The organism is Flexivirga sp. (genome assembly GCF_035551235.1).
Classification (GTDB): Bacteria; Actinomycetota; Actinomycetes; order Actinomycetales; family Dermatophilaceae; genus Flexivirga.
This window is the reverse complement of sequence record NZ_DASZNO010000027.1, coordinates 1-21,264: the sequence shown is the minus strand read 5'-3', so window position 1 is coordinate 21,264 and position 21,264 is coordinate 1. Positions and strand designations below refer to the sequence as shown.

Genomic DNA, 21,264 nt, shown 5'->3' with positions numbered 1-21,264 from the left:
CCGGAACAACACGTTCCGGCGGCCGACTCGTTGCTGTTTGGGCCCCTGGGCCCTGGGACCGGCAGGGCGCCGATGGGTAGCGTCGTATCTCCACACGCCGCGACCGGAGCCCGGACGGGAGACCCCATGAAGACCAGACGTTCCGCGTTCCGTTCGCGTTCCGGCATCGGCCGCGGGGAACGAGGCCAGGGGACGCTGGAGTATGTCGGCATGATCGCGCTCGCCGCACTGCTGGTCCTGGCGATCGTGGCCGCGTTCGGCAAGGGGACGAGTCTCGCCGACGTCGTCAGCGGCGCCCTCGGCAAGATCACCGGGATCTGATCGGGCACTTCCGACGTCCCAGTGGGGAAGTCCACTGCGAGAGGGAGGTATGCCGGTGCGCGACGTGATGCGACGCCTTCGGGGGAGGGGCAGCGACGACAGCGGCCAGGTGGCCACCGGGCTGATCATCTGCGCGGTCCTCGGACTGATCGCCGCCACGTTCTGGGTGATGCTGCCGATCGGCTCCGCGGTCAACCAGAAGTCCGGCGCCCAGAACGCCGCCGACGCCGCGGCACTGGCCGGTGCCGATGACGTCATCGACCACGTCGTCGACGACCTGGCGACCCTGCCGAACGGCCCCTTCCGGCCCGGCACCTTCTTCTGCGGACTCGGTGAGTCGGACGCCCGGACACTGGCTCAGGACAACGGCGCGCACGTGACCACCTACTGCTACGACTGGCGCCGCGACACGGCGACCGTCGAAGTGGCGTCGAACAAAGCGCTGTCGGGCGGCCAGCACTCGAAGGCGAAAGCCGTTGCCCGCACCGGTGTTCCGTGGGGTGACTGCCATTTCGTCGGTCTCCCGAAACCCACACCGACACCGACACCGACCCCGACCCCGACGCCGACGTCGAGCCGGAACCCGAGCCCGTCGAGCACATCACCGGCCCCGAGCCCGACCAGCAGCGAGCCGAGCGAACCCATCCAGCTGGTGTGCGGCGGCACCACGATCGACTACGACCTGAAAGACGGGCACCTCGTCGTCCACGATCTGCAGGCGCTGCGCAATATGTTGAAGGCTCGCCTGGTGAACTGACGGAAATCCTCGCCCCCGAACTCTTGCCCCCGGAGAAAGGAAGATCCGACGTGCTTTCCAGTGTGCGAATCCGAGGAGGGATCGTCGCGGCGGCGGCTGCGGCCCTGTTGGCCGGTGCGGGCGCGCCCCCGGCATCCGCCGCAGGGTCCGACGACATCCCCATCGCGGGCACCTTCGTCTACAACGGTTACAACGACCCGTCGAACGGCGCCATCCACGGCGCGATCCATGCCGTGGTGCGCGTGCCCGGCGGCACCGCTGTCTATTACTCGGTCGGCGGCAAGGGCGCTCAGCCCGGTGCGGTCATGCCGCGCATCGGACTCGATTCGCCATACTCGGTGGGCGACGCGTGGGCCCTGACCGTGGTGGACACCAAAGGTCTGAAGCTGTACCTACCGCTCGCGTCGGACGGTCAGAAGTGCCTGTGCAGTGCCCAGGCCGACATCACCGGGCCCGGTGGCACCGCGAAACCGGAGGTCGGCTGGGCCGTGCTGCCACCGCTCCCGGACGATCTGAAGAGCGTCACGGTGCAGTTCGGCTTCGGCAACCTGGTCGTTGATGTGCCGGTGACCGACCAGCTGCCCTCACCGACGACCACGAAGTCGCCGATCGCCCTCGGCAACGGCTGGCCGCAACTGCCGGATGCAGCGACGATCAAGCAGGCGGACCCGAAGCAGTCGATACGTCCGCTGGTGAGCAACGTGGCGGATCCCGACACCGCCACGAAGCGAACCTCGGGCGAGACGGCGATCTCGGTGGACACCGATGTGCTCTTCGACTACGGCAAGGCCGACCTCACGGCGAAGGCGCAGGGAACCCTGCGGAAGGTGGCGGCTCAGCTGTCCGCAAAGGGCGACGGCAACGTTTCCGTCGTCGGTTACACCGACAGTGCGGGCAGCGAGTCGTTCAATCAGACCCTGTCCGAGAAGCGTGCACAGGCCGTGCAGAAGGCGTTGCAGAAGCTGGTGCACAAGGACGGATTGACGTTCAGCTCCGCCGGTAAGGGCGAGAGCGACCCTGTCGCCGACAACGCGACCAAGGACGGTCGGCAACTCAACCGGAGAGTGACGGTCACCTTCCGGACAGGGGGAACACGATGAGCACCGCAACCAGACTGACCGCATTGTCCGCAGCCGCCTTGCTGACCGTAACCGTTGCGGGATGCAGCAAGGACTCACTGTCCGGCCACGTCTCCTCCGGCAGTGACACCTCCGGATCGGTCCCGTCACCGGGAGCGGCCGGCACCTCGACGCCGAAAGGACCGTCAGCGGCGGACGCCGCGATTGCGAAGGTCATGCGTTCGAGCAACGACCTTCCCGTTCTCGCCTCGAGCACGGGGACGTTGCAGACGAGTACGGGCTCCTCGACGGTGGTTGCGGAAATGTTGCAGGTCACGACCTCGCCGCAAGCGACGCGGGTCACGTGGCGACTGAAGAGTGCTTCGTCGGCGACGGCCAACACCAAATCGTTCCAGTTCGCGCGCCCACCGCTCTTCGATACCCGGCTTCTCGGACTGGTGAATCCGCAGACGAAAGTGACCTTGCACCCCTACACGTCGGTGCCGGCGGGTGGCAACGGGATGGACAACGAGTGCGCCTGCAGCAGCTTGCCCGACTCGGTCAACGCCAAGGGCACCGTTCTGTATGCCGTGCTGCCGGCGTTGCCGGCCGGCGCTTCGACGGTGAACGTCACCCTTCCGGGTTTCAAGCCGATGACCGGAGTGAAGGTGACGTCGTGAAGCGACTACTCGCGACCACAGCCACCGTGAGCGTCCTGATGTTGGCCGCGGGCTGCGGCGGTGGTTCCGGCGGTGCCGACAGGTCCGCTGCTCCATCGACGTCCCTGCCGCCGTCGGCGACCAGCACGGGGAAGCCGATCTTCCCGGCGTCGAACGGTCCGAGCGGCGCCGGCCGGGTCACACAGGGCCCGCTGTCGATCGCGATGCCGTCGGCCTTCGAGCAGCAGGGCGATGAGACCAAGCAGAGCAAGGCCACGACGGTGACCTACGCGTCCACCCGGAAAGAGGGCAGTCAGCGTGCCGCGATCGGACTGACCTGGTCCACGACGCAGCACACGAAGTCGGCGAAGCAGGAGGCGCAGGCCTTCCGCGGCCAATTGCTCGACGTCGAACACGTCAAGGATCTGCGGATGGTGCAGGTGGCCTGGCCGGGACTGCGTGAGGCGTATCAGTTCGCCTACACCGATCACAATGTGTCGCCGGGGGTGCAGACCTTCGTGCTCATGGGCAGCACCGGCGATGGGCAGTACGTGTCGGTCACGGCGAAGGCGCCGCCGGCCCTGGTCGGACCACTCGACATCGAGGCCGTCTGCGGCTCTTTGCGTATGAGTACGGCAGCGGAAGGCGCCTGAACCACTCCCATTGTGCGCACGTTCATCGTCGGCCCATATTCCGTTGGGGAATTTGAAACGGCATACCCAAAAGAAAAGGTGACCGCCTCCTCAATGGAGACGGTCACCTTTCGGTTTGCGGGTGTTCAGCCACCGATTCCGGTGATCTTGGTGATGGCCGAAGTCACCTTCGTGCCGAGTGCGGTGCCATTGCCGAAGGCGGTGACGATGGCCATGACCAGCAGCGCCGCCAGGGCGATCATGCCGACGTACTCCAGGGTGCCCTGGCCCTTCTCGGCGCGGTCCTCGAATGCCTGGACGAGGCGGATGCGGGTTGAAACAAGTGCACGAGTCATTGGTCTTCTCCTTGATGAATTCAACGGGAAGATTTGTTCCCGTCCCCCCTCGGGGATTTGTTTTTCCTGATGAAGAAAACATTAGGCGGGAGCGGTATTTATCGGCAGGGCCCGCAGGCCCAAACCCGGGCCCATCTGCGGCCTGTCGGCCGGTGGGCCCTGGGGCCGTCAGGTCAGCCACAGGCTGACGGCAGCGGACCGGGTGGTGACACCGAGCTTGGCGAAGATGTGATTGACGTGGTTCTTGACCGTCTTCTCGGCCAGGAACAGCTTCCCGGCGATCTCGCCGTTCGCCAGGCCGGCCGCGATGAGGTCCATGATCTCCAGCTCGCGCCGGCTGAGGCAGTAGACATCGTGCCGGCCGGAGTCCGGCACGGGTGCCGACGAGGTCAGCGCGCTGTGCACGGCGTCGATGGCCGCCTGCGAGAGCACCGAGCCGCCCTGGGCGACCGAGCGGATCGCGGCGGACAGTTCCGGCGGGGAGAACGCACCGTGGACGAGATACCCGCGCGCTCCGGCGGTCAACGCGCCACGAATGACATCAGGGGCGTCGGAGTAGGTCAGCATGAGCACCTTGGTGATCTCGTGGACGTCCTGGGCGACGCTGATCCCGTCGGCGAACGGCATACGAACGTCGACCAGCGCCACGTCGGGGCGCTCCCGCCGGATCAGGCTGATCGCGGCCGGTCCATCACCGGCCTCGCCCACCACCTCGAGGGAACTGTCGACCTCGAGCATGTTGCGCAGCCCGACCCGGATGATCTCGTTGTCGTCGACGAGCGCGATGCGCAGCGTGTCGCTCGTCGTGGCGGGCTCCGGCCCACCGGCGTCCGTGGTCGTCATAGCGACAGGTCCTCCTTCATCTGGGCAGGGAGAGTTCGACCGAGGTGCCGCGCGGCGCGCGGCGGGCGATGGACAGGGTGCCGTCGGCGGCGGCAGCACGTTCCCGCATGCCGAGCAGGCCGAAGCGCTGCCGCCTGACCGCTGCGGCGAAACTGTCCGCGAACCCGACACCGTCGTCATGGATGCTGAGCGCGACGTGCTTGCTATCGCCTCGGAAGTCAACCTCGACGGCCTGCGCCCGGGCGTGCCGGTGCACGTTCTCCAGCGCCTCGGCGAGCACCGCCAGCACGACTTCCCGCTCGCGCTCGCCGATGTCGGCGATGCCGGCACTGCGGGTGCGGACCGGGATGCCGGTCGACTCGGACCATTCGCGGCATCGCTCGGTCAGCACCTCCAGCAGCGGCCGGTCGCACTGGTGAGTGCGCAGGCCCACGAGGATCGCGCGCGCCTCCTGGGCGCCGCGCTCGGCGTGCGTCGCCAGATCGGCCGCCAGCGTGTTCGCGCGCCGGGAATCCTGCTCGATCCAGTGCGGCAGCGACGCGGCGGACAATGCGATGCCATGCATCGTCTTGCCCAGCGAGTCATGCATGTCGCGAGCCAGCCGGGCGCGTTCATCCGCGGCCACCCGCTCGCCCTGCACCCGCTGCAGCTCGACGACCATGTCGGCCAGCTGCCTGGTGCCATAACTGATGGCGAAGCCGATCCCGGCCATCGCGAGGTAGACGAACGGCACCCCGACCGTCGCGATGTATGGCGAATGGTCCAAACCTCCGTTCGCCTGCACCGCGTTGAGATAGCCGAGCTCGAGGATCAGCAGCAGCAGCACGCCGACGAACCAGGGGAACAACGCGCCGATCAACAGGGCGGCCGGGAAGGTGGCGAGCAGCAGCACGTTGTCGGGTCCGGAGACGGAGATCATGGTGACCACCACGCCGACGTCGAGCATCGCGAGCGACGGATGGCGACGCAGCCAGCCGATGCCGTCCACCCGCCCGAAGAGGCCGAAGAAGGTCAACGCCGCGAGGGCCAGGGCCCAGAGCCAGAACCCGCCGCCCGCATCGCCCGCCACTGAGGCGGCTACCGCGAGCACGAGCGCCGCCAGCCGGATGAAAAGCGCGCTGCGCACCACTGTGCGAAACAGCCGATTCGACAGCGGGGCAGCGGGATTCGGGTGGTCAACCAAGGAGACCACCCAGGTCTGCGTTGGAACCGATCACGATCCCGACGAGCACCATGATGAGCACCGCGGGCACGAGGATGAGCGAGGTGATCAGCGTGATCTGCGGAGCCGCGCGGGCCGCCTTCCGGCGCATCCGCTGTGCCGACTCGCGGCGCATGTCCGACGCGATGGTGTTCAGCGTCTCCGCGAGAGGAGCACCCAACTCCTCGGACTGCAGGAACGCCGCGACGAACTGCGTGACCGACGACGCCGTGTTGCGTTCCTTGAGCCCGGTGAAGGCCTGCCGGATGCTCGCGCCGTTCTGCAACTGACCGAGCACGACCTTGATCTCGTCGCCGAGCGGGCCGCTGAAGCGGTCGCTCACCCGGGCGAGAGCGGGGCGGAACGCCACACCCGCCTTCACGGTCACCGCGAGGATGTCCAGGAAATCCGGCAGGTTGTTGTCGATGGCGTCGGCGCGCTTGCGTCGCGCACCGGTCAGGCCGCCGAAGGTCATCAGCAGTGGCACACCGAGCGGACCGATCGCCAGGACGACGTTCCCCTGCCCGAGAAAGATGAGGCACAGGGGGAGGGCCAGGATGTACCACATCACCAGCCGGCGCAGGAACGAGTCGACCGTCATACCGTTCGGGCGGCCGGCCTCGTTGATCCGGCGTTGCAGGTCCGCGACTCGCTTCTGCCCCAAGGCTTTTCGCACCGACGGCACGAATCGGGAGGCGAGCTTCTCGAGCGGACGCAGCCCCTTGGCCTCTTCACGTTGGGTGGCTCGCAGTAGCACCAGATCGTCCACCGCGAGCCCGTCGGCCGCGTCGGACCGCATCCGCCGATAGCCCACCAGGAAGAGCACGAAGCACGCGGTGATGGCGGCACCGGCCGCGAATGGCATCCAGGCGCTCATCACGGCTCGATCCGGGTGATCCGGCGGATGAGGAACAGGCCCAGCGCATACAGGCCGCCGGCCACGACCAGCGCGACCTGCCCCACCGGTGAGGTGGTCATCTTCTCGACCGTGCCGGAGTTGATCGTGTTGAGCATGACCAGCATCAGCAGTCCCATCGCCGCGACCATGTAACCGGTCAGCGTCGCCTGGGCGAGCGTGGTGCGGATCTCGCGACGGGTCTCCTTGCGCGCCTCGAGGGTGTCAGCGATGTCGCGCAGCGAGCTGACCAGCGAACCACCGCTGCGGGACGAGACGAGCAGCGTCGAGACGAGCACCTGGATCTCCCGCGACGGCAGTCGGTCATGTATGCCGATCAGGCCGTTCTCCAGTGAGTCACCGAACTGCATCGCACGTGCGACACGAGACAACTCCTCCGAGGCGGGCTCGGCGAGTTCGTCCGACGCGATCGAGACCGCGGTGCGGATCGACAGTCCGGCGCCGGTGGCGTTGGCCAGGACCCGTGCGAGTTCGGGCATCTGCAGGATGAAGGCCTCGCGGCGACGGTCGCGGGCACGACGCAAGAACACGCGCAGGCCCTGTACGGCGAGCGCCAGACCGAGCACGCCGAACGCCGGGGCGAGCAGCTTGTCCAGGATCAGCGCGAAGAGCACAGCGGCCACCGTCGTCAGCATCGCGACCTGCAACGGCGGTCGCTTGATGCCCGCGAGCACGAGGTGGGTGCTGACCCACCGACCGATGCGTGTACGGCGGAACCCGGCGTCCAGCTTGCTGAAGCCGGTGGCTTGCGGCGCGTCGTCCTCGGCGAGGATCAGGTCGTACAACCGGGAGCGCTCGGTGAGGACGCCGGCGAGGTCGCGGACACCGGCAATGAACACGGCGGCGACGAGCAGCGTCGCCAGCAGGAGCAGGGCCGGGCTGTTCATGGCTGGTCCTCCACCGGCATACCGTCAGGCACGCGCTCACCCGCCGACACCAGCCGGTCGCGCAGCCGCGACGGAGCGGAGCCGACCACGAATCCTGCAGCGGACGGGTCCCAGCGCATCAGCGAGTGCAGGCGGAACGGCTGGTCGTACTGCGACACGACGTAGTCGCACGACACGACCCGTCGGGCGCCGTCGGACCCGCGCTGCAGTTGCACGATGACGTCCACCGCCTGGTTGACCTGCTCGTGCAGGGCGGGGAACGGGATCTCCACATCGCTCATCGACGCCAGCGTCTGCAGCCGGGTCAGGGCATCGCCCGCCGAGTTCGCGTGCACGGTGGTCAGGGAACCCTCGTGACCGGTGTTCATGGCCTGCAACATGTCCAGGGCCTCGCCGCCACGGCACTCACCGACCACGATGCGGTCCGGGCGCATGCGCAGCGAGTTGCGAACCAGCTCGCGGATCGGGACCGCACCGGTGCCCTCGACATTTGCCGGGCGCGTCTCGAGACGGATCACGTGCTCCTGCTCGAGGGACAGTTCGGCGGCGTCCTCGATGGTGATGATGCGTTCGTGCTCGGGGATGAACGCCGACAGGGCGTTGAGCATGGTGGTCTTCCCGGAGGCGGTGCCGCCGGAGACGATCACGTTGAGTCGCGCCTGGACACAACGGCGGAGCAACTGCGCGGTGGTGTCGTCGAGGGTGCCGCGGGCCAGCAGTTCGCTGAGCCCGTAGGCCTTCGGGAAGAGCCGGATCGTGACCACCGGGCCGTTGAGCGCGAGGGGTGGCAGTACGACGTGCACGCGGGCGCCGCGCGGCATCCGGGCGTCCGGGGGCAGCCGTGCGTCGACCATCGGATTCGACTCGTCCACCCGGCGGTTGACCGTCGACACGATCCGGTCGATGGTCTGGACGAGCTGTTCCTCGCTGGAGAACGCTGACGGCAGCCGCTGCAGGGTGCCGAAGCGCTCGACATACAACTCGTGGTGGCCGTTGATCATGATCTCGCTGATCGTGTCGTCGGCGAGGAGCGGTTCCAGGACGCCGAGGCCGACGGCCTCGTCGACGACCCGGCGCACCAGCTGATTCCGCTGCCGCGAGCTGAGGATGAGGCCCTCGCGGGAGACGAGGTGCGCCATGACCCGCTCGAGGCGGACACGTCGCTGGGACGCGTCCATCCGGCTCAGCTCACCGAGGTCGATCTCGTCCAGCAGGATCGCCTTGAACCTGCGTATGACGGCCTCGTCGGCGTCGTCCAGCGCGGGCGAACCGGCCCTCGCGCTCCTCGGTGCGGTGACCTGCCGCTCGTCCGACGCGGTGGAGAACTGGCCCCTCATGGCATCACGACCGTCTTGCTGACGTCGTGCAGCGGCAGCACGCTCGTGCGCGGGATGTGCACCGTGACGGTGGCGGCGTGCTTGGGTCCGTGCACGGTGACCGACACCGGCTGGATCCCGGACGGCAGGGAGCGGCGGGCCGCGGTCGTCGGGTCCTGCCCGAGTGAGTACGCGCGGGCCGCGGCCCGGGCGGCCGACTCGGCGGCGTTGGCGGTGTATGCCGACGCCACGAACTGCAGGATCATCGACACGACCAGGGCCACCAGGGGCAGTAGGCCGACGATCTCGATGCTGGCGACGCCACGGTCCCGGCGACCGGCGATCCGCTTCGTCATGGCTCCTGCACCACCTTGCGGGTCGCGTCGATGGACCACGGCCCGGAGAACACTCCGGGTACGAAGAGCGGCACCTTGACGTGCACGCTGACGACACCGTCGGACGGTGCCTGGGCACTCGGGTCGACCGTCATACCGTCCCGGAAGTAGCTCGGAACCTTCTCGTACGCGGTGGGCCCGGGCGCGTGGCCCAGCGAGGCCTGGCGTGCGGCAGCGTCAGCTGCGTGCGAGGCGTAGATCGACGACATGCCGACCAGTGCGATCTGCCAGAGGAAGACGCAGACGAGCAGGATCGTGGGCAGCAGGCCGACGGTCTCGATGCTGATCTGGCCCGACTCGGAGCCGGCGACCTTGGCGCCGCGCTGCCGGCGCCTACCGCGACCGCGTCGCCGCTCGCCGCGACGAGTGCTGATCTCGGCCTTGATGGCTTCGGCCGCGACATCGGTCCGCGGCTGCACCGGGACGAGCTCGATCTCCTTGCCGATGGCGCGCAGCGCCTTCCACCAGGAGCTCTCCCGCAGCGTGAGCGGGTCCCGTGAGTTGACCGCTGCCTCGAGCTGCTTGTGCAGGGACGGCAGAGCCACCGAGATGACCGGTGCCTGTGCGAGCCGGTGCACCAGGTCAGCCTGAATCGCGTTGTGTTTGCTGCTGTTGTTGACCAGGACACGAGTGGTCTCGGCCTTGCGGACGGCGAGTCCGTCCCAGGAGTCGAGGTTGCGCCGCACTCCGCGGAGCGACAGCACGTCGGGTGTCGTGACCATGACGACCTCGTCCGCGAGCTCCACGGCGGCGACCTGCGTCGGCGTCACATGCGAGCCGCCGTCGATGATGACCAGGTCGTACGCCTGGCGCAGCGTGGCGATGATGACCCGCACCGACTGCGGGGTGATGAATTCGACGTCCTGTACCTGGTGCGGTGTGAGCAGCAGGTGCAGGCCGGAGTCATGCGGGACGACGGCGTCGGCGATGGTGCGGACGTTGAGGTCGTTGGACACCCGCGCGACGTCCGCGATCGAGCTGCGGTAGCGGACATCGATCAGGCTCGAGACGTCGCCCTTCTCCAGGTCGAGGTCGAGCAGTGCGACCCGGAAGTTCGGCACCTCACGCGCGACGTCCAACGCGATGTGGGTGGCGACCGTCGACGTGCCGACGCCGCCCTTGGAGCCGGTGAAGCAGATGACTCGCGCGCCGACGCCGGCAACCGAATCATGAGGCGTGGCAACGACATCGCTCATCGCCCGGGACCACTCGGTGGCCGCGCGCAGTCGCGCCTCGACCTCCTCGAAGGCCAGCGGGTAGGTCAGTATGCCGCGTGCCCCGGCCTCGACGAGCGGCATCAGCGACTCCGGTGACGGGTCGCCGCACACCACGATCGGCGACATGGTCGGACGGCGTAGCGACAGCTCGCGCACCACGTCGATGGCCGTCTGCGGTCCGATCGCGTCGTGCAGGATCACGACATCGGGTTCGAGACGGATCACGGCGGAGCTGAACTCGCTGGTCGTCTCGGCGATGTAGCCGATCTCGAATTCGCCGATCTCATCGAGTTGAGAACGCAATTCGTAGGCAAGAGCTTGATCGGCGCAGCCGATCACCACGGTGTTGGTCACTTCGATCCCTCCGGCACGGCCTTGCCGCCGAGCTTGTCCGCGTCATACGGACCGTCATCGCTCGGGTCCTGGTTGCTGACCGGCGGCAGCTTCACGATGCGCAGGTCGGCCGCGAACGCGGACGCGTAGGTGACAGCGAGTGAGTCCTCGGCGGTCAGCGCCAGCGTCACGGCGATGTAGTTGGCGGGGGAGCCGTTGGTCCCCTTGGAACTCGACGAACCCTGGTCCGTCTGTGGGGCACTCACCGCGACGACCTTCACGTCGTGCACGAGCACCCGCACTTGTTTGGACAGGCCCTCCACATCCGCGTAGACCGCATAGGCGTCCACCGAGTCGCCGGGGTGCAGGTTGGTCGCGCCGCCGGTCACCGCATCGACCTTGATGGTGATGAACCGCTGGTGCTGCGTCTGATCGGTCGGTGCGACGAGCACGTCGGAGGTCAGCGTCGACCCGGAGGACACCTTGACGGCGAGCTTGTGGCCGACCACCTGGCTCGGGTCGGTGATCGCATGCGGATCGACCCAGCGCTTCGGCACATCGACGGTCTTGAGGTCGCTCTGCTGGATCACGGCGAAGGCGGACCGGGACTTCTTCAGCGCCAGCACGGCGACCTTCGACCCGACCTGGGTGTTGACGTTGCTGACGTATGACGAGACCCCGGCGAAGACCGCGATGGCTCCGAGGACCGCAATGATGATCAACACCATGCCCCTGCGTTGGCGTGGGTTCATCGCTGCTCTTCCCCTTCCGCTGGGTCGGGCCCAACTGGCTGTCTGCGGGTGACGCATGCGTGTGCGTCGTACTCGAATATCGATGTCCCAGAACGCGAATCGGTTCCATGACTTGTGGCGACGCCTGGGCGCAACGGGTCACTCGGATACGCGGTGCGCCCTACAGAATTCGCCAACGTGCCCGGTCATGACAGGGACCGTGGACCCACATTTGGTCCTACCGCGGCTGGGTCCGCTTTGGGGATCTCGGACCCATCGGCCGCTGCTGTCCCACCGGAACCATTGCGGGGGTGGCCGGCACAGGTGATCGGCCGCACGTGGAGGAGATGACGATGGACATTCAGGTGGGGACGGTCTGGAGAGCCGCGGTGATCACCGCGGTGGGCGGCACCGTCGCGGCGGTGTCCGGTGCGTTGATCGGCGGTGCCGGCAACGACATCAATCGCGGCTATGAGATGCGTGTCGCCGTGTTCACCCTGGTGGTGCTCGCGGTCGTGGTCATCCTGGCCGGCCGCAGCGTGCGACTCGGGCAGCGCCATACGTTCGCCGGATCGGTGATGGCCGGCTCGGCGATCGGCTTCGTCGTCAACCCCGCGGCCTGGGGCGGGCACGCCTACATCGCCCAGGCGATGGTCGGCCCCGGTGTGGTCGCAGCTGTCGTCGACGTGCTCCTGTTGCTCGTCCTGACCGGCGTACTGACCGTCACCCTCGGCGCACGACTGGTGCGTCCCGAGCGCACCCGCTCGGTCCGCGAGAACAGCTACGTGGGGACGCAATCATGATGCGCTGCAAGAGGATTCGCGCGGACCGGGGTCAGGCGACCCTGGAGACCACAGGCATGCTCGCGCTTGCTGCACTCCTGGTGCTGGCACTCGTCGCGTCGATGACGACGGGCGCACCGGCCCTGGCGAGCCAGGCACGGGCTGCGATCTGCAAGGTCGTCACCCTCGGCCAGGGCAGCTGTGAGGCGAGTAGCCCGCAGGCGATCTCGCATCAGCCGAAGGACCCGTGCGTCCTCAACTCGCAGTCCGCGGACGCCAAGGTGTCGGTGAGCTTCGTGGTGACCGGCAGCGAGGGCCAGAAGCTCAAGGTCGACCGGATGAGTGACGGGACCTACCGCATCACCAACGCCACGTCCAGCGGAGCCTCGGTCGGGGTCGGCGTCGGCTTCGACGTGACCGGCACCTGGGACAACGACAAGTACGGCGCGAGCGCGAAGGCCAACGCGCATGTCGGGCTCGAATTCACCGAGGGCAAGGTCTACACGGCACGTTCGAGGGAGGAGCTCGAGTCGGTCATGAAGGGCCTCATGCAGAGCAACGTCGAGGACCACCTGATCGGGCACGGGCCGGTGCGCTGGCTCAGCGACAAGGCGATGGACCTCACCGGGCTCGGGTACAAGGTGCCCCCGCCCACGTCGGAGTTCGTCGAGGGCGGCATCGAGGGCGGGGCGGGTGCGAACGTGACAGCTGTCGCCGACGGCGCGGCCGCCAAGATCAGCGTCGCCGAGGGCCTGGGCTACCAGAAGAACAGCGATGGCTCGACGGTCGCCTATTACCAGGCCGAAGTGAAGGGCTCGGCGCAGGCGCAGATGCTGTATGGCGAGGGCGCACCGCAGCAGGCGAAGGCGGCGGCCGACGGGAAGGCCAAACTGCTGACCCAGGTGAGCCGCGACAAGAACGGCAAGATCACCGGTGTCACGGTCAAGACCGTCCTGGCCGGCACCGCGAACGCCACCGGGGACGGCTACGCCGGCGGCGCCCCCGACGCGCAGGGCTACCAGGAGAACACCATCACCCTGCCGATCAAGAACGCGCAGGACGCCGCGGTCGCGAACAACTTCCTGCTCTCGCAGGGGTTGGCGCTCGGTGGGTCGATGATCTACCCGCCGGCGGCAGCGGCAGGCGCAGCAGCGAGTGTTCCGGCCACGCTGGCGTTCGCCGACGCGGCACGCGACCACGGCTACGTGACCCGGCAGAACTTCGACCAGGACAACCACAGCTACGGTGCGGACTTCGATGCGAAGCTGCTGGCCGAGGTCGGCGGATCGGTCCAGGTCAACACCAACGGATTGACCGCGACCGGTGGACAGTATTGGGACGGAACGAAATTCGCGAACTGGCCCGGGTGCGGTGGCGGTGCCTGAGCTGGGCATCATGGGTGCGGCCGACAGCTTCGAGAAGCTGTCGGCCGCACGCCGGCGCAGCGGCGAGGAAGGTGAGTGGTCGTGATGACCGGACGAGCAAGTGGGTTGCTGGGATCGCTGTGGTGGTTGTTCGCCATCGCGGCCGTATTCTTCGTCGGGTTGTCCGCCTTCGGCGTATTTCGTTACGCCACAACCGATCCGGCATACACCGCGGTTCGTGATGTGACGAATTTCAGCACGCCGGTGACCGGCGACCGGCCGACGCTTTACCTGCTGCTGCCGGAGGAGGTGGCCGGCCCACTGCCGGCGAATCAGCCGCAGTGCCGGTCCGCGGCCGGGCAGCACTGGCACAGCACGGATCTCAGTGGTGTCTCGGCGACACGAGGAGGCACGAAGTACACCAGCGTGCTGCAACTGCCGAAGGGCTGGCGCACCGGCGACCGGATCACCTGCACGGGAGTGACCGGTCCGGCGCTGCTGGCGGCTCAGGACAAGCAACCCGCGCTGATCATGGCCGGCGTGGGCGCTGTGGCCGCGGTGCTGGCTGCGGGTTTCGCGATCGCGGGCCTGGCGCTGCGGCCGCGACGTCGGGTTTGGGCGTAGGGCGGGGGAGCTGGAACGCCCGGTCGACCGGCGCGACGCCGGGGACCGCGACGGACATCCAGTGCTCCAGCCGCGGCGGTGTCAGATGACAGAACGCACACCGGCCCCAGATCGGATCGCCGCAGTTCGGGCACCTGCCGTCCGGTGGTGGCAGCCGCAGCGGCGCGGCCTCCGGGGTGACGACATACTCCACGGCTCGTTCGCTGCCCCAGCGTGCGGCCATCCGATGCGAGGTGCCGAGCACCTCCGGCGGGTGCGTCGCGTATGCCGTGCTCAGTGTCGTCGCGCAGCGGTTGTTCGGTGCGCTGCTGGCTCGCAGCAGGCGGGCAGTGCCGGGGGGAGCGTCGCCAGTCGCAGGAAGGGCCTCCGGGCGCCGGCGTACCGAGACCGTGGGGTGCAGGGTGACGAACTGGCCGCGGGAGAACGGCACCCACGACCGGAGGTGTTGTCCGAAGGACGGGCTCGGCGACTCGAGCCGGGCCACACTCCTCAACCACACCCCGGCATACGAACCGGCGACATGTGCGCGGACCGCGGCGATGAATTCCGCTCGCTGCCCGAGCAGCGGCGCGCAGTCGCGGATCGCGGCCTGGATGCCGGTGACATGGGTCGGCAGGTTCACCACCGCGACCTGGGGGCTCTGCTCCGGCAGCAACTCATCGAGTTGGGTGCCGCGGCCGATCCGCGGATTCCGTTCGAGCTCCGGCACGAAGATGATGGCGTTGGTCGACCCGCCGTGACTCCGGAAGAGGTCGTTGGCCCAGGTCGGTGACGCCGGATCGGTCACGGTGACCACCGAGGCATCGCCGGTCGGTCCGACACCACCCCGCGCGATCACCCCGAGGATCGGGGCAGGCTGCTGATTCATCGTTCCCTCTCGCACGTGCTTCCGAGCGCCCTGTTCAGGGCTCGCGACGTGACCTATGACGCGAGAAGTGCGATCACGGTGCCACCGAGCATGAACGGACCGAAGGCGATGTAGGTGTGGCGGGTCGCTCGGCGGGCAACCAGCAGTCCTGCGGCCCAGAGTCCACCGAGGATGAAGCCGATCAGTGTGCCGCTCAGGACGTTCGACCAGGAGAACCACCCGAGCAGGATGCCGAGACCGACCGCCAGCTTCACGTCGCCGAGTCCGAGGCCGGCGCCGCCGCGGGACACCAGGAGCAGCACGAGGTAGGTCACGCCGAGCGTCATACCGGCCAGGACTGCGCGCAGCACGGCGAACCAGTCGCCGGTGGCGGCGCTGGCGATCACGGCGACGACCACTGCCGCCGGCACGAGGGGGAAGGTCAGCGCGTTCGGCAGCCGGTGCACGTCCAGGTCGATCGCCGCGAGCGCGGCCAGCACCGGCAGGCACGCGCAATAGGCGAAGGCGACGCCGGCGTTGTGGGACTCGGTCAGGGCGCGGCCGACGAGCAGGGCGGCCAGCGGCAGGACGACCAACAGCCACCCGTGGTGCCGGTCCGGTGTGTCGAGCTCGTCCTCGCGGCGGTGCGCGGCGGTGCGCAGCTCACGCCGCAGAAGTATGGCGACAGGGATCGCGATGCAACCGGCGATGGCGCCGACCAGCCAGGGATTCATTCGTATTCGACGGCGAGGCGGTCGCCGGGTTCCACACCCCAGGAGGAGAACGCCCCGGCCGCTGCCTCGACGGTCACCGCGGCGCGCAGGCGGGGCCGCGTCATACCGATCCAGGGACGCAGGGTGGCGACGCGCAGCACGGTGCCGTCCTTGTCCAGCACCGCGACATCGATCGGGTAGCGCATGCCGACCATGTGCACGGACGGGCAGCGGGTCAGCCACAGCGCGCCGGTGACCTCGTCCGTGCCGAGCAACCCCTTGCGGCGGCTGCGCGCGGTGTCGGCGACCGCACAGGCACCGACCGGCAGGCCGTTGCGCAGCAGTCGATGCGGTCCGGGTCCGAATGTTCTGAGCCCCACAGGTTTCCCCTCTCCTGACGCCGTGAGCGGGCGCGCCTCGAGAGTAGTCGCCGCAGCGAGCAGGCGGGTGGGTCTGAGGGCCCCACCTGGGCTGTGACCGGAACCACCGTCATCCGGCGGCCCCGATCTGCGGACCACCGGCGAGTCGGCACGACGCGGGCCGCTGCGGCGGCGACCATAACAAGCGACATGAGCCTCATTGATCGCGTTCGCACCAGCCTGCCGTCCTCCCTCTCCTCGTCCGACGAGCCGCGGGACTGGCGCCAACTGTCCATCGCCGCCGGGTATGGCGCGGTCGGTGCGATCACCCTCGGGCTGCTGCTGATCCTGCCGGTCATGGTCGCCTGGGCTGCGGACGCGCAGAGCACCACGTCGTGGACCGACGCGCTGAGCTTCGCCGGTGACGGCTGGGCGTTGGCGCACCGTGGGCACGTGTCCGTCGCGGTCGGCGCTGCGCATTCGGTGACGTTCGCGCCGCTGGTGCTGACCGCACTCGCCGTGGTGTTCGCCCGGATGGCGGCGAAGGCGATGCTCACCCACCTGTCCGATCGGTCGGGCGCGTGGTGGGAGGGGCCCGCGTCATACATCGTGGGGTATGTCGTGACCGGCCTGCTGATCACCGGCTTCTCGCTCGCCGGCCCGGCCCACCCCAACCTGTTCACGGTCTTCCCCGGTGCCGTGGTCGTCGGTTTCGCGGGATGCCTGTGGGCGTTGCTGCGCAGCGATGAGCCGGTCGCGAAGCACGCGAAGAGCTTTGTGGATCAACGGATCTCGCTGTCCACTCGGCGTGCGCTGCGCCCGGCCACTGAAGGCGTGCTGGGTTACCTCGGCATCGGTCTGGTGCTGGTGCTGCTGCTCCTGGTGACGCACGCCTCGGCGGTCGGTGACCTCAACGGACAACTTGAGCCGGGCATCCTCGGCGGCCTCGTGCTCTGGGTCGGCCAGCTGGCGGCGCTACCCAATCTGCTGGTCTGGGCGGCCGGCTGGACCACCGGCGCTTCGATGCACATCGGCGCGGTCAGCGTCGGCAGCGGCTCGGTCCACGGCGGCCTGTTGCCGATGATCCCGGTGCTCGGAGCGGTGCCGGGTGCGGGTGCACTTCCTGCCGGCACCAGCGTGGTGCCGCTGGTGCCCGTGCTGCTCGGCGCGTTCGTCGGCTACCGGTCACTGGGCAACCTGACGACATACGCCTCGCTGCGGACGAAGGCCGTCACGGCGGTTCAGGCCGCGGGCATGACCGCCGCGATCGTGCTGCTGCTCAGCTGGCTGTCGACCGCCGGCGTGAGTGGCGGCTCGCTGGACTACATCGGCCCGTCGCTGCTGATCCTCCCGCTGCTGGTCGTCGAGTTGCTGCTCGGTGCGCTGCTGGCGACGCTGTTCCTGCACTGGAAGCGCGCGCTGCGCCGCTGACACCGTTTGCGAGATCCTTCTGTGGTGCCGAACGTGCTCTATGGAGCCCCTTTGGCATGGCGCAGATCGGATTGCCGGCGCAGTGCGTCGTACAACTGCTTCACCTGGCGGAGAAACGCTTCCGCTGCAATGCGCAAACCGATGACAGGTATCCGCAGGACGCGTTCACCTGCGACGACACGATGGTTCTGTCTCAACGCGTCGTCGATCGGATTGAGCGCAAGCGCGTGGTGGCCGCCGTCGATCTCGACCACGAGCCCCACATCGTCCCAACTCACATCGAGATAGACCCGACCCTGTGGTCCCCTGCGAACAGCTTGCCGCGTGGGGGTGGGCAGCCCGACCTGCCGCGCCATGCGTCCGAAGTCGAGCTCGCCGAGTGAATGAGCCCCATCAGTGACATCACCGATGACTGCGTCGAGGAACTGCCGTCGCGGGGACCTGGTGACACCCTTCCAAACCAGGCTGAGCCGGTGGGCAGTCGTCATCCGCTGCTGCATCGGCAGGCAGACCAACAACGCGGCTTGTCGGTCGGAGCGGGCCCACTGTGCGGCGTGGATCGTCGCGATCTCGGGCGAGACCCGTGGTATGCCGGCACCGCAGATCGGCGACGGCCGTCGGACCCGGCGCAGACGGACGCCTTCGACAGCGTGATGGCGGTTTCCGTCCGGCATGACCACATCGATCAGGTCCGGCGTGAAGCCGCGCATACCGCCCGCAACCAGCGAACTGGCACCGTCGAGCCGAGCGCCAGACCCGCTTTCCCACACGGCGCGCCACCACTGGGCCAGGGGACTGAGGGCCGGCGATCCGATGGCTACTGTGTGTCGCCCCACCCGGAACCAGCGGCCGGCGTCGACCTCGTGACGTACCGCGTAACGGTCGATCCCGTACTCGGCGAGGGTCCGGCGGTGCACGACCCCGCCGTGATCGGCAGCGAGCTCCACCGCGAGGGCGCGTCTCGGCGCGCCATACACCAGGCGGGGGCCGGGCCTTGCGGTCTCAGGGTGGAGGTCGGGCATCGCCCAATCCTGGCCAAATCCGCTGCACCACGGTTTGCTGCCTGTGGACAACCGCCGAGCCCGAAGTATCGCCGTGCCGAACGTGCTCCATGGAGCACCTTTGGCACGGCTCGGGCACCCGGTGAATGCGGGTGCGCTAGCGTGCCGACGTGGTCGACACCCAGCCCGTGCCCATCGTCGTGCTCGTCTCCGGTTCCGGGACCCTGCTGCAGGCATTGCTCGACGCCGCGCAGGATCCTGCGTATGGCGTGCGCATCGCGGCCGTCGGTGCGGATCGTCCGGACATCGAGGGCCTGGCCCGTGCCGAGCGTGCGGGTGTGCCGACCTTCGTCTGCCGGGTCAAGGATCACCCGGACCGCGCCGCCTGGGACGCCGCGCTGACCGAGCAGGTCGCGGCATACGAGCCGGCCCTGGTTGTCTCCGCGGGCTTCCTGAAGCTGGTGGGGGAGCGCTTCCTGGAGTCGTTCGGCGGCCGTTACCTCAACAGCCACAACGCGCTGCTGCCGAGCTTTCCCGGCATACACGGACCGCGCGATGCGCTGGAGTATGGCGTGAAGCTCGCCGGCGCAACGCTTTTCGTCGTCGATGCCGGCGTCGACACCGGCGCGATCGTCGCGCAGTGCGCCGTGCCGGTCGAGGACGACGACACCGTCGACTCGCTGACCGAGCGGATCAAGCAGGCGGAGCGTCCCCAACTGGTCGACTGGGTCGGGCGGATGGCGCGAGACGGCTTCACCGTGGATGGCCGTCGCGTCCGCGTCGGCTAAACTTCGAGCACACGACTGGCGCAGGTGGGTAACCACCAGGGAGTGGAGTCGCGTGCATCGCCCGCCTGGGTGCGCGCATGAACCGCCCAACCCTCTCGAGGAGAGTCATGTCAGAACTCGGCCGCCGTCCGATCAAGCGCGCACTCATCTCCGTCTACGACAAGACCGGCCTGGAGGACCTCGCCCGTGGCCTGCACGAGGCCGGCGTCGAGCTCGTCTCGACCGGTGGATCCGCTGCTCTCATCGAGAAGGCGGGCATCCCGGTGACCAAGGTCGAGGACCTCACCGGCTTCCCCGAGTGCCTCGACGGGCGCGTCAAGACACTGCACCCGAAGGTCCACGCCGGCATCCTGGCCGACACCCGTATCCCCGAACACCTTTCGCAGCTGGACGAACTCGGCGTTGCGCCGTTCGAACTGGTCGTCTCCAACCTCTACCCGTTCCGCGCGACCGTCGCCTCCGGCGCGACCCCGGACGAGTGCATCGAGCAGATCGACATCGGCGGCCCGTCGATGGTCCGCGCCGCCGCCAAGAACCACCCGAGCGTCGCGATCGTGACGTCGCCCGCGTCATACGACGCGACGCTCGAGGCACTCGCAGCCGGCGGATTCACGCTGGACGAGCGAAAGCTGCTGGCAGCAAAGGCTTTCCAGCACACCGCCGACTACGACAACACCGTCGCCAACTGGATGAGCAACGTGTATGTCGACACCAGCGACGGCACCGGCTTCCCCAACTGGTCCGGCGCGACCTTCGACAAGACTCAGGACCTGCGGTATGGCGAGAACCCCCACCAGGGTGCCGCGCTCTACCGCCACTGGCGGGCCGGAATCGCCTCCGCCGAGCAGCTTTTCGGCAAGGCCATGTCCTACAACAACTACGTCGACGCCGACGCCGCCGTCCGGGCGGCATACGACCAGGGCGACGAGCCGACCGTCGCGGTGATCAAGCACGCGAATCCCTGTGGCATTGCAGTGGGTTCGGACATCGCCGATGCACACCGCAAGGCGCACGCGTGCGACCCGATGTCGGCGTTCGGCGGCGTGATCGCGACCAACCGACCGGTGACCGTCGAGATGGCCGAGACGGTCAAGGACATCTTCACCGAGGTCGTAGTCGCTCCCGACTTCGAGCCCGGTGTCGTCGACATCCTCAGCAAGCGCAAGGCGATTCGGCTGCTCAAGCTGCCGGCCGAGGCCGCGCAGCAGCGTGACCCGGTGGAGATCCGGCCGATCAGCGGCGGCATGCTGATGCAGCGTGTCGACAAGGTCGACGCGATCGTCAAGGACGAGGACGGCACGATCACCGGTGGTGACGACGCCGCCAACTGGCGTCTGGTCTCTGGGGAAGCCGCCGATGACGCAGCCCTCGCCGACCTGCAGTTCGCCTGGCGCGCCATCCGAGCGGTCAAGTCCAACGCGATCCTGCTCGCCTCCGGCGGTGCCTCCGTCGGCGTGGGCATGGGTCAGGTCAACCGCGTCGACTCCTGCCACCTCGCGGTCAACCGGGCCGGCGAAGAGCGGGCACGCGGCTCCGTCGCCGCCTCGGACGCGTTCTTCCCGTTCCCGGACGGCCTGCAGGTGCTCATCGATGCCGGCGTGAAAGCCGTTGTGGCACCTGGTGGTTCGATGCGCGACCAGGCCGTGATCGACGCAGCCAACGAAGCCGGCATCACCATGTACTTCACCGGCACGCGCCACTTCGCACATTGAGTGTTGTCCGCGAGCGAGCTC

The 21,264-nt window shown here is 68.3% G+C and carries 25 protein-coding genes and 1 riboswitch; of the genes, 11 read left to right on the top strand and 14 right to left on the bottom strand.

Annotated elements, in window-relative coordinates; all coding sequences use genetic code 11:
• The first annotated feature begins 126 nt into the window (after window positions 1–126).
• The 3 genes from VG502_RS08845 to VG502_RS08835 are packed head-to-tail and all read left to right on the top strand — an operon-like array spanning window position 127 to window position 2,178.
• Window positions 127–321, top strand: coding sequence for a hypothetical protein (locus VG502_RS08845; protein WP_325549674.1), 195 nt, complete (start codon window positions 127–129; stop codon window positions 319–321).
• Window positions 322–370: 49 nt separating this feature from the next.
• On the top strand, window positions 371–1,078 hold the full coding sequence (locus VG502_RS08840; RefSeq protein ID WP_325549673.1) for a pilus assembly protein TadG-related protein: 708 nt from the start codon (window positions 371–373) through the stop codon (window positions 1,076–1,078).
• A gap of 50 nt (window positions 1,079–1,128) precedes the next feature.
• Window positions 1,129–2,178, top strand: coding sequence for an OmpA family protein (locus VG502_RS08835; protein ID WP_325549672.1), 1,050 nt, complete (start codon window positions 1,129–1,131; stop codon window positions 2,176–2,178).
• Here VG502_RS08835 and VG502_RS08830 read toward each other — a convergent pair.
• Entirely contained in the window at window positions 2,150–2,374 is a 225-nt protein-coding gene (locus VG502_RS08830; protein WP_325549671.1) for a hypothetical protein, read from the bottom strand. The two genes, VG502_RS08835 and VG502_RS08830, sit on opposite strands and share 29 nt — an antisense overlap.
• A gap of 85 nt (window positions 2,375–2,459) precedes the next feature.
• On the opposite strand from VG502_RS08830, the gene VG502_RS08825 reads away from it, so the two are divergent.
• Both VG502_RS08825 and VG502_RS08820 read left to right on the top strand, forming a co-directional pair.
• Window positions 2,460–2,816, top strand: a complete 357-nt coding sequence (locus VG502_RS08825) for a hypothetical protein (protein WP_325549670.1) — start codon at window positions 2,460–2,462, stop codon at window positions 2,814–2,816.
• Window positions 2,813–3,448 carry a hypothetical protein gene (locus VG502_RS08820; protein ID WP_325549669.1) on the top strand — a complete coding sequence of 212 codons (636 nt, stop codon included), beginning with the start codon at window positions 2,813–2,815 and terminating at the stop codon, window positions 3,446–3,448. The genes VG502_RS08825 and VG502_RS08820 overlap by 4 nt, the downstream gene beginning before the upstream one ends.
• 125 nt (window positions 3,449–3,573) lie before the next feature.
• Here VG502_RS08820 and VG502_RS08815 read toward each other — a convergent pair whose 3' ends face one another.
• From VG502_RS08815 to cpaB, 9 genes are all read right to left on the bottom strand, one after another.
• Complete coding sequence (locus tag VG502_RS08815) at window positions 3,574–3,783, bottom strand: hypothetical protein (protein ID WP_325549668.1); 210 nt, start codon at window positions 3,781–3,783, stop codon at window positions 3,574–3,576.
• A gap of 168 nt (window positions 3,784–3,951) precedes the next feature.
• Window positions 3,952–4,626, bottom strand: a complete 675-nt coding sequence (locus VG502_RS08810) for a response regulator transcription factor (protein WP_325549667.1) — start codon at window positions 4,624–4,626, stop codon at window positions 3,952–3,954.
• Between the two features lie 16 nt (window positions 4,627–4,642).
• Entirely contained in the window at window positions 4,643–5,809 is a 1,167-nt protein-coding gene (locus VG502_RS08805; protein WP_325549666.1) for a sensor histidine kinase, read from the bottom strand.
• A complete protein-coding gene (locus VG502_RS08800; protein ID WP_325549665.1) occupies window positions 5,802–6,704 on the bottom strand; it encodes a type II secretion system F family protein in 903 nt (300 codons plus the stop codon). Before VG502_RS08800 ends, VG502_RS08805 begins: the two co-directional genes overlap by 8 nt.
• Complete coding sequence (locus VG502_RS08795; protein ID WP_325549664.1) at window positions 6,704–7,630, bottom strand: type II secretion system F family protein; 927 nt, start codon at window positions 7,628–7,630, stop codon at window positions 6,704–6,706. Before VG502_RS08795 ends, VG502_RS08800 begins: the two co-directional genes overlap by 1 nt.
• Complete coding sequence (locus VG502_RS08790) at window positions 7,627–8,967, bottom strand: TadA family conjugal transfer-associated ATPase (protein WP_325549663.1); 1,341 nt, start codon at window positions 8,965–8,967, stop codon at window positions 7,627–7,629. Before VG502_RS08790 ends, VG502_RS08795 begins: the two co-directional genes overlap by 4 nt.
• Complete coding sequence (locus VG502_RS08785) at window positions 8,964–9,302, bottom strand: TadE/TadG family type IV pilus assembly protein (protein WP_325549662.1); 339 nt, start codon at window positions 9,300–9,302, stop codon at window positions 8,964–8,966. The genes VG502_RS08790 and VG502_RS08785 overlap by 4 nt, the downstream gene beginning before the upstream one ends.
• A complete protein-coding gene (locus tag VG502_RS08780) occupies window positions 9,299–10,912 on the bottom strand; it encodes a CpaE/TadZ family protein (protein WP_325549661.1) in 1,614 nt (537 codons plus the stop codon). Before VG502_RS08780 ends, VG502_RS08785 begins: the two co-directional genes overlap by 4 nt.
• Window positions 10,909–11,643 (bottom strand): Flp pilus assembly protein CpaB, encoded by a 735-nt coding sequence (gene cpaB / locus VG502_RS08775; protein WP_325549660.1) that lies wholly within the window; start codon window positions 11,641–11,643, stop codon window positions 10,909–10,911. The genes VG502_RS08780 and cpaB overlap by 4 nt, the downstream gene beginning before the upstream one ends.
• Before the next feature lie 332 nt (window positions 11,644–11,975).
• Here cpaB and VG502_RS08770 point away from each other — a divergent pair, with 332 nt between their 5' ends.
• The 3 genes from VG502_RS08770 to VG502_RS08760 all read left to right on the top strand — a co-directional run bounded on the left by VG502_RS08770 (window position 11,976) and on the right by VG502_RS08760 (window position 14,392).
• Window positions 11,976–12,425 (top strand): hypothetical protein, encoded by a 450-nt coding sequence (locus VG502_RS08770; RefSeq protein ID WP_325549659.1) that lies wholly within the window; start codon window positions 11,976–11,978, stop codon window positions 12,423–12,425.
• Complete coding sequence (locus VG502_RS08765) at window positions 12,422–13,789, top strand: hypothetical protein (protein ID WP_325549658.1); 1,368 nt, start codon at window positions 12,422–12,424, stop codon at window positions 13,787–13,789. The genes VG502_RS08770 and VG502_RS08765 overlap by 4 nt, the downstream gene beginning before the upstream one ends.
• An 84-nt stretch (window positions 13,790–13,873) precedes the next feature.
• Window positions 13,874–14,392 carry a hypothetical protein gene (locus VG502_RS08760; RefSeq protein ID WP_325549657.1) on the top strand — a complete coding sequence of 173 codons (519 nt, stop codon included), beginning with the start codon at window positions 13,874–13,876 and terminating at the stop codon, window positions 14,390–14,392.
• Here the strand turns inward: VG502_RS08760 and VG502_RS08755 are convergent.
• From VG502_RS08755 to VG502_RS08745, 3 genes are read right to left on the bottom strand one after another with little or no spacing between them, the layout of a single operon-like run.
• Entirely contained in the window at window positions 14,298–15,260 is a 963-nt protein-coding gene (locus VG502_RS08755; protein ID WP_325549656.1) for a hypothetical protein, read from the bottom strand. The two genes, VG502_RS08760 and VG502_RS08755, sit on opposite strands and share 95 nt — an antisense overlap.
• A 53-nt stretch (window positions 15,261–15,313) precedes the next feature.
• A complete protein-coding gene (locus tag VG502_RS08750; protein WP_325549655.1) occupies window positions 15,314–15,973 on the bottom strand; it encodes a prepilin peptidase in 660 nt (219 codons plus the stop codon).
• The gene (locus tag VG502_RS08745; protein WP_325549654.1) at window positions 15,970–16,332 is read right to left on the bottom strand and encodes a DUF192 domain-containing protein; all 363 of its coding nucleotides are present in this window, start codon (window positions 16,330–16,332) and stop codon (window positions 15,970–15,972) included. The genes VG502_RS08750 and VG502_RS08745 overlap by 4 nt, the downstream gene beginning before the upstream one ends.
• Window positions 16,333–16,521: 189 nt before the next feature.
• On the opposite strand from VG502_RS08745, the gene VG502_RS08740 reads away from it, so the two are divergent.
• Window positions 16,522–17,742 (top strand): cell division protein PerM, encoded by a 1,221-nt coding sequence (locus tag VG502_RS08740; protein ID WP_325549653.1) that lies wholly within the window; start codon window positions 16,522–16,524, stop codon window positions 17,740–17,742.
• Window positions 17,743–17,780: 38 nt separating this feature from the next.
• On the opposite strand, the gene VG502_RS08735 is transcribed toward VG502_RS08740, so the two are convergent.
• Window positions 17,781–18,689: a type IV toxin-antitoxin system AbiEi family antitoxin domain-containing protein gene (locus VG502_RS08735; RefSeq protein ID WP_325549652.1), complete on the bottom strand. Its 909-nt coding sequence runs from the start codon at window positions 18,687–18,689 to the stop codon at window positions 17,781–17,783.
• A 224-nt stretch (window positions 18,690–18,913) separates the two neighbouring features.
• On the opposite strand from VG502_RS08735, the gene purN reads away from it, so the two are divergent.
• Window positions 18,914–19,531 carry a phosphoribosylglycinamide formyltransferase gene (gene purN, locus VG502_RS08730; RefSeq protein ID WP_325549651.1) on the top strand — a complete coding sequence of 206 codons (618 nt, stop codon included), beginning with the start codon at window positions 18,914–18,916 and terminating at the stop codon, window positions 19,529–19,531.
• Between the two features lies 1 nt (window position 19,532).
• Window positions 19,533–19,609: riboswitch (ZMP/ZTP riboswitch) on the top strand.
• A 29-nt stretch (window positions 19,610–19,638) separates the two neighbouring features.
• On the top strand, window positions 19,639–21,243 hold the full coding sequence (purH, locus tag VG502_RS08725) for a bifunctional phosphoribosylaminoimidazolecarboxamide formyltransferase/IMP cyclohydrolase (protein WP_325549650.1): 1,605 nt from the start codon (window positions 19,639–19,641) through the stop codon (window positions 21,241–21,243).
• Window positions 21,244–21,264: the final 21 nt, after the last annotated feature.

Bases quoted from the DNA above. Each gene is read 5' to 3' on its own strand.
- VG502_RS08845 (WP_325549674.1), top strand. From the start codon at position 127: ATGAAGACCAGACGTTCCGCGTTCCGTTCGCGTTCCGGCATCGGCCGC.
- VG502_RS08840 (WP_325549673.1), top strand. From the start codon at position 371: ATGCCGGTGCGCGACGTGATGCGACGCCTTCGGGGGAGGGGCAGCGAC.
- VG502_RS08830 (WP_325549671.1), bottom strand. From the start codon at position 2,374: ATGACCTTCGCAATCGCGGCGTCCGCCGCTGACGGTCCTTTCGGCGTC.
- VG502_RS08825 (WP_325549670.1), top strand. From the start codon at position 2,460: ATGTTGCAGGTCACGACCTCGCCGCAAGCGACGCGGGTCACGTGGCGA.
- VG502_RS08815 (WP_325549668.1), bottom strand. From the start codon at position 3,783: ATGACTCGTGCACTTGTTTCAACCCGCATCCGCCTCGTCCAGGCATTC.
- VG502_RS08810 (WP_325549667.1), bottom strand. From the start codon at position 4,626: ATGACGACCACGGACGCCGGTGGGCCGGAGCCCGCCACGACGAGCGAC.
- VG502_RS08800 (WP_325549665.1), bottom strand. From the start codon at position 6,704: ATGAGCGCCTGGATGCCATTCGCGGCCGGTGCCGCCATCACCGCGTGC.
- VG502_RS08795 (WP_325549664.1), bottom strand. From the start codon at position 7,630: ATGAACAGCCCGGCCCTGCTCCTGCTGGCGACGCTGCTCGTCGCCGCC.
- VG502_RS08790 (WP_325549663.1), bottom strand. From the start codon at position 8,967: ATGAGGGGCCAGTTCTCCACCGCGTCGGACGAGCGGCAGGTCACCGCA.
- VG502_RS08785 (WP_325549662.1), bottom strand. From the start codon at position 9,302: ATGACGAAGCGGATCGCCGGTCGCCGGGACCGTGGCGTCGCCAGCATC.
- cpaB (WP_325549660.1), bottom strand. From the start codon at position 11,643: ATGAACCCACGCCAACGCAGGGGCATGGTGTTGATCATCATTGCGGTC.
- VG502_RS08770 (WP_325549659.1), top strand. From the start codon at position 11,976: ATGGACATTCAGGTGGGGACGGTCTGGAGAGCCGCGGTGATCACCGCG.
- VG502_RS08765 (WP_325549658.1), top strand. From the start codon at position 12,422: ATGATGCGCTGCAAGAGGATTCGCGCGGACCGGGGTCAGGCGACCCTG.
- VG502_RS08760 (WP_325549657.1), top strand. From the start codon at position 13,874: ATGACCGGACGAGCAAGTGGGTTGCTGGGATCGCTGTGGTGGTTGTTC.
- VG502_RS08755 (WP_325549656.1), bottom strand. From the start codon at position 15,260: ATGAATCAGCAGCCTGCCCCGATCCTCGGGGTGATCGCGCGGGGTGGT.
- VG502_RS08750 (WP_325549655.1), bottom strand. From the start codon at position 15,973: ATGAATCCCTGGCTGGTCGGCGCCATCGCCGGTTGCATCGCGATCCCT.
- VG502_RS08740 (WP_325549653.1), top strand. From the start codon at position 16,522: ATGAGCCTCATTGATCGCGTTCGCACCAGCCTGCCGTCCTCCCTCTCC.
- purH (WP_325549650.1), top strand. From the start codon at position 19,639: ATGTCAGAACTCGGCCGCCGTCCGATCAAGCGCGCACTCATCTCCGTC.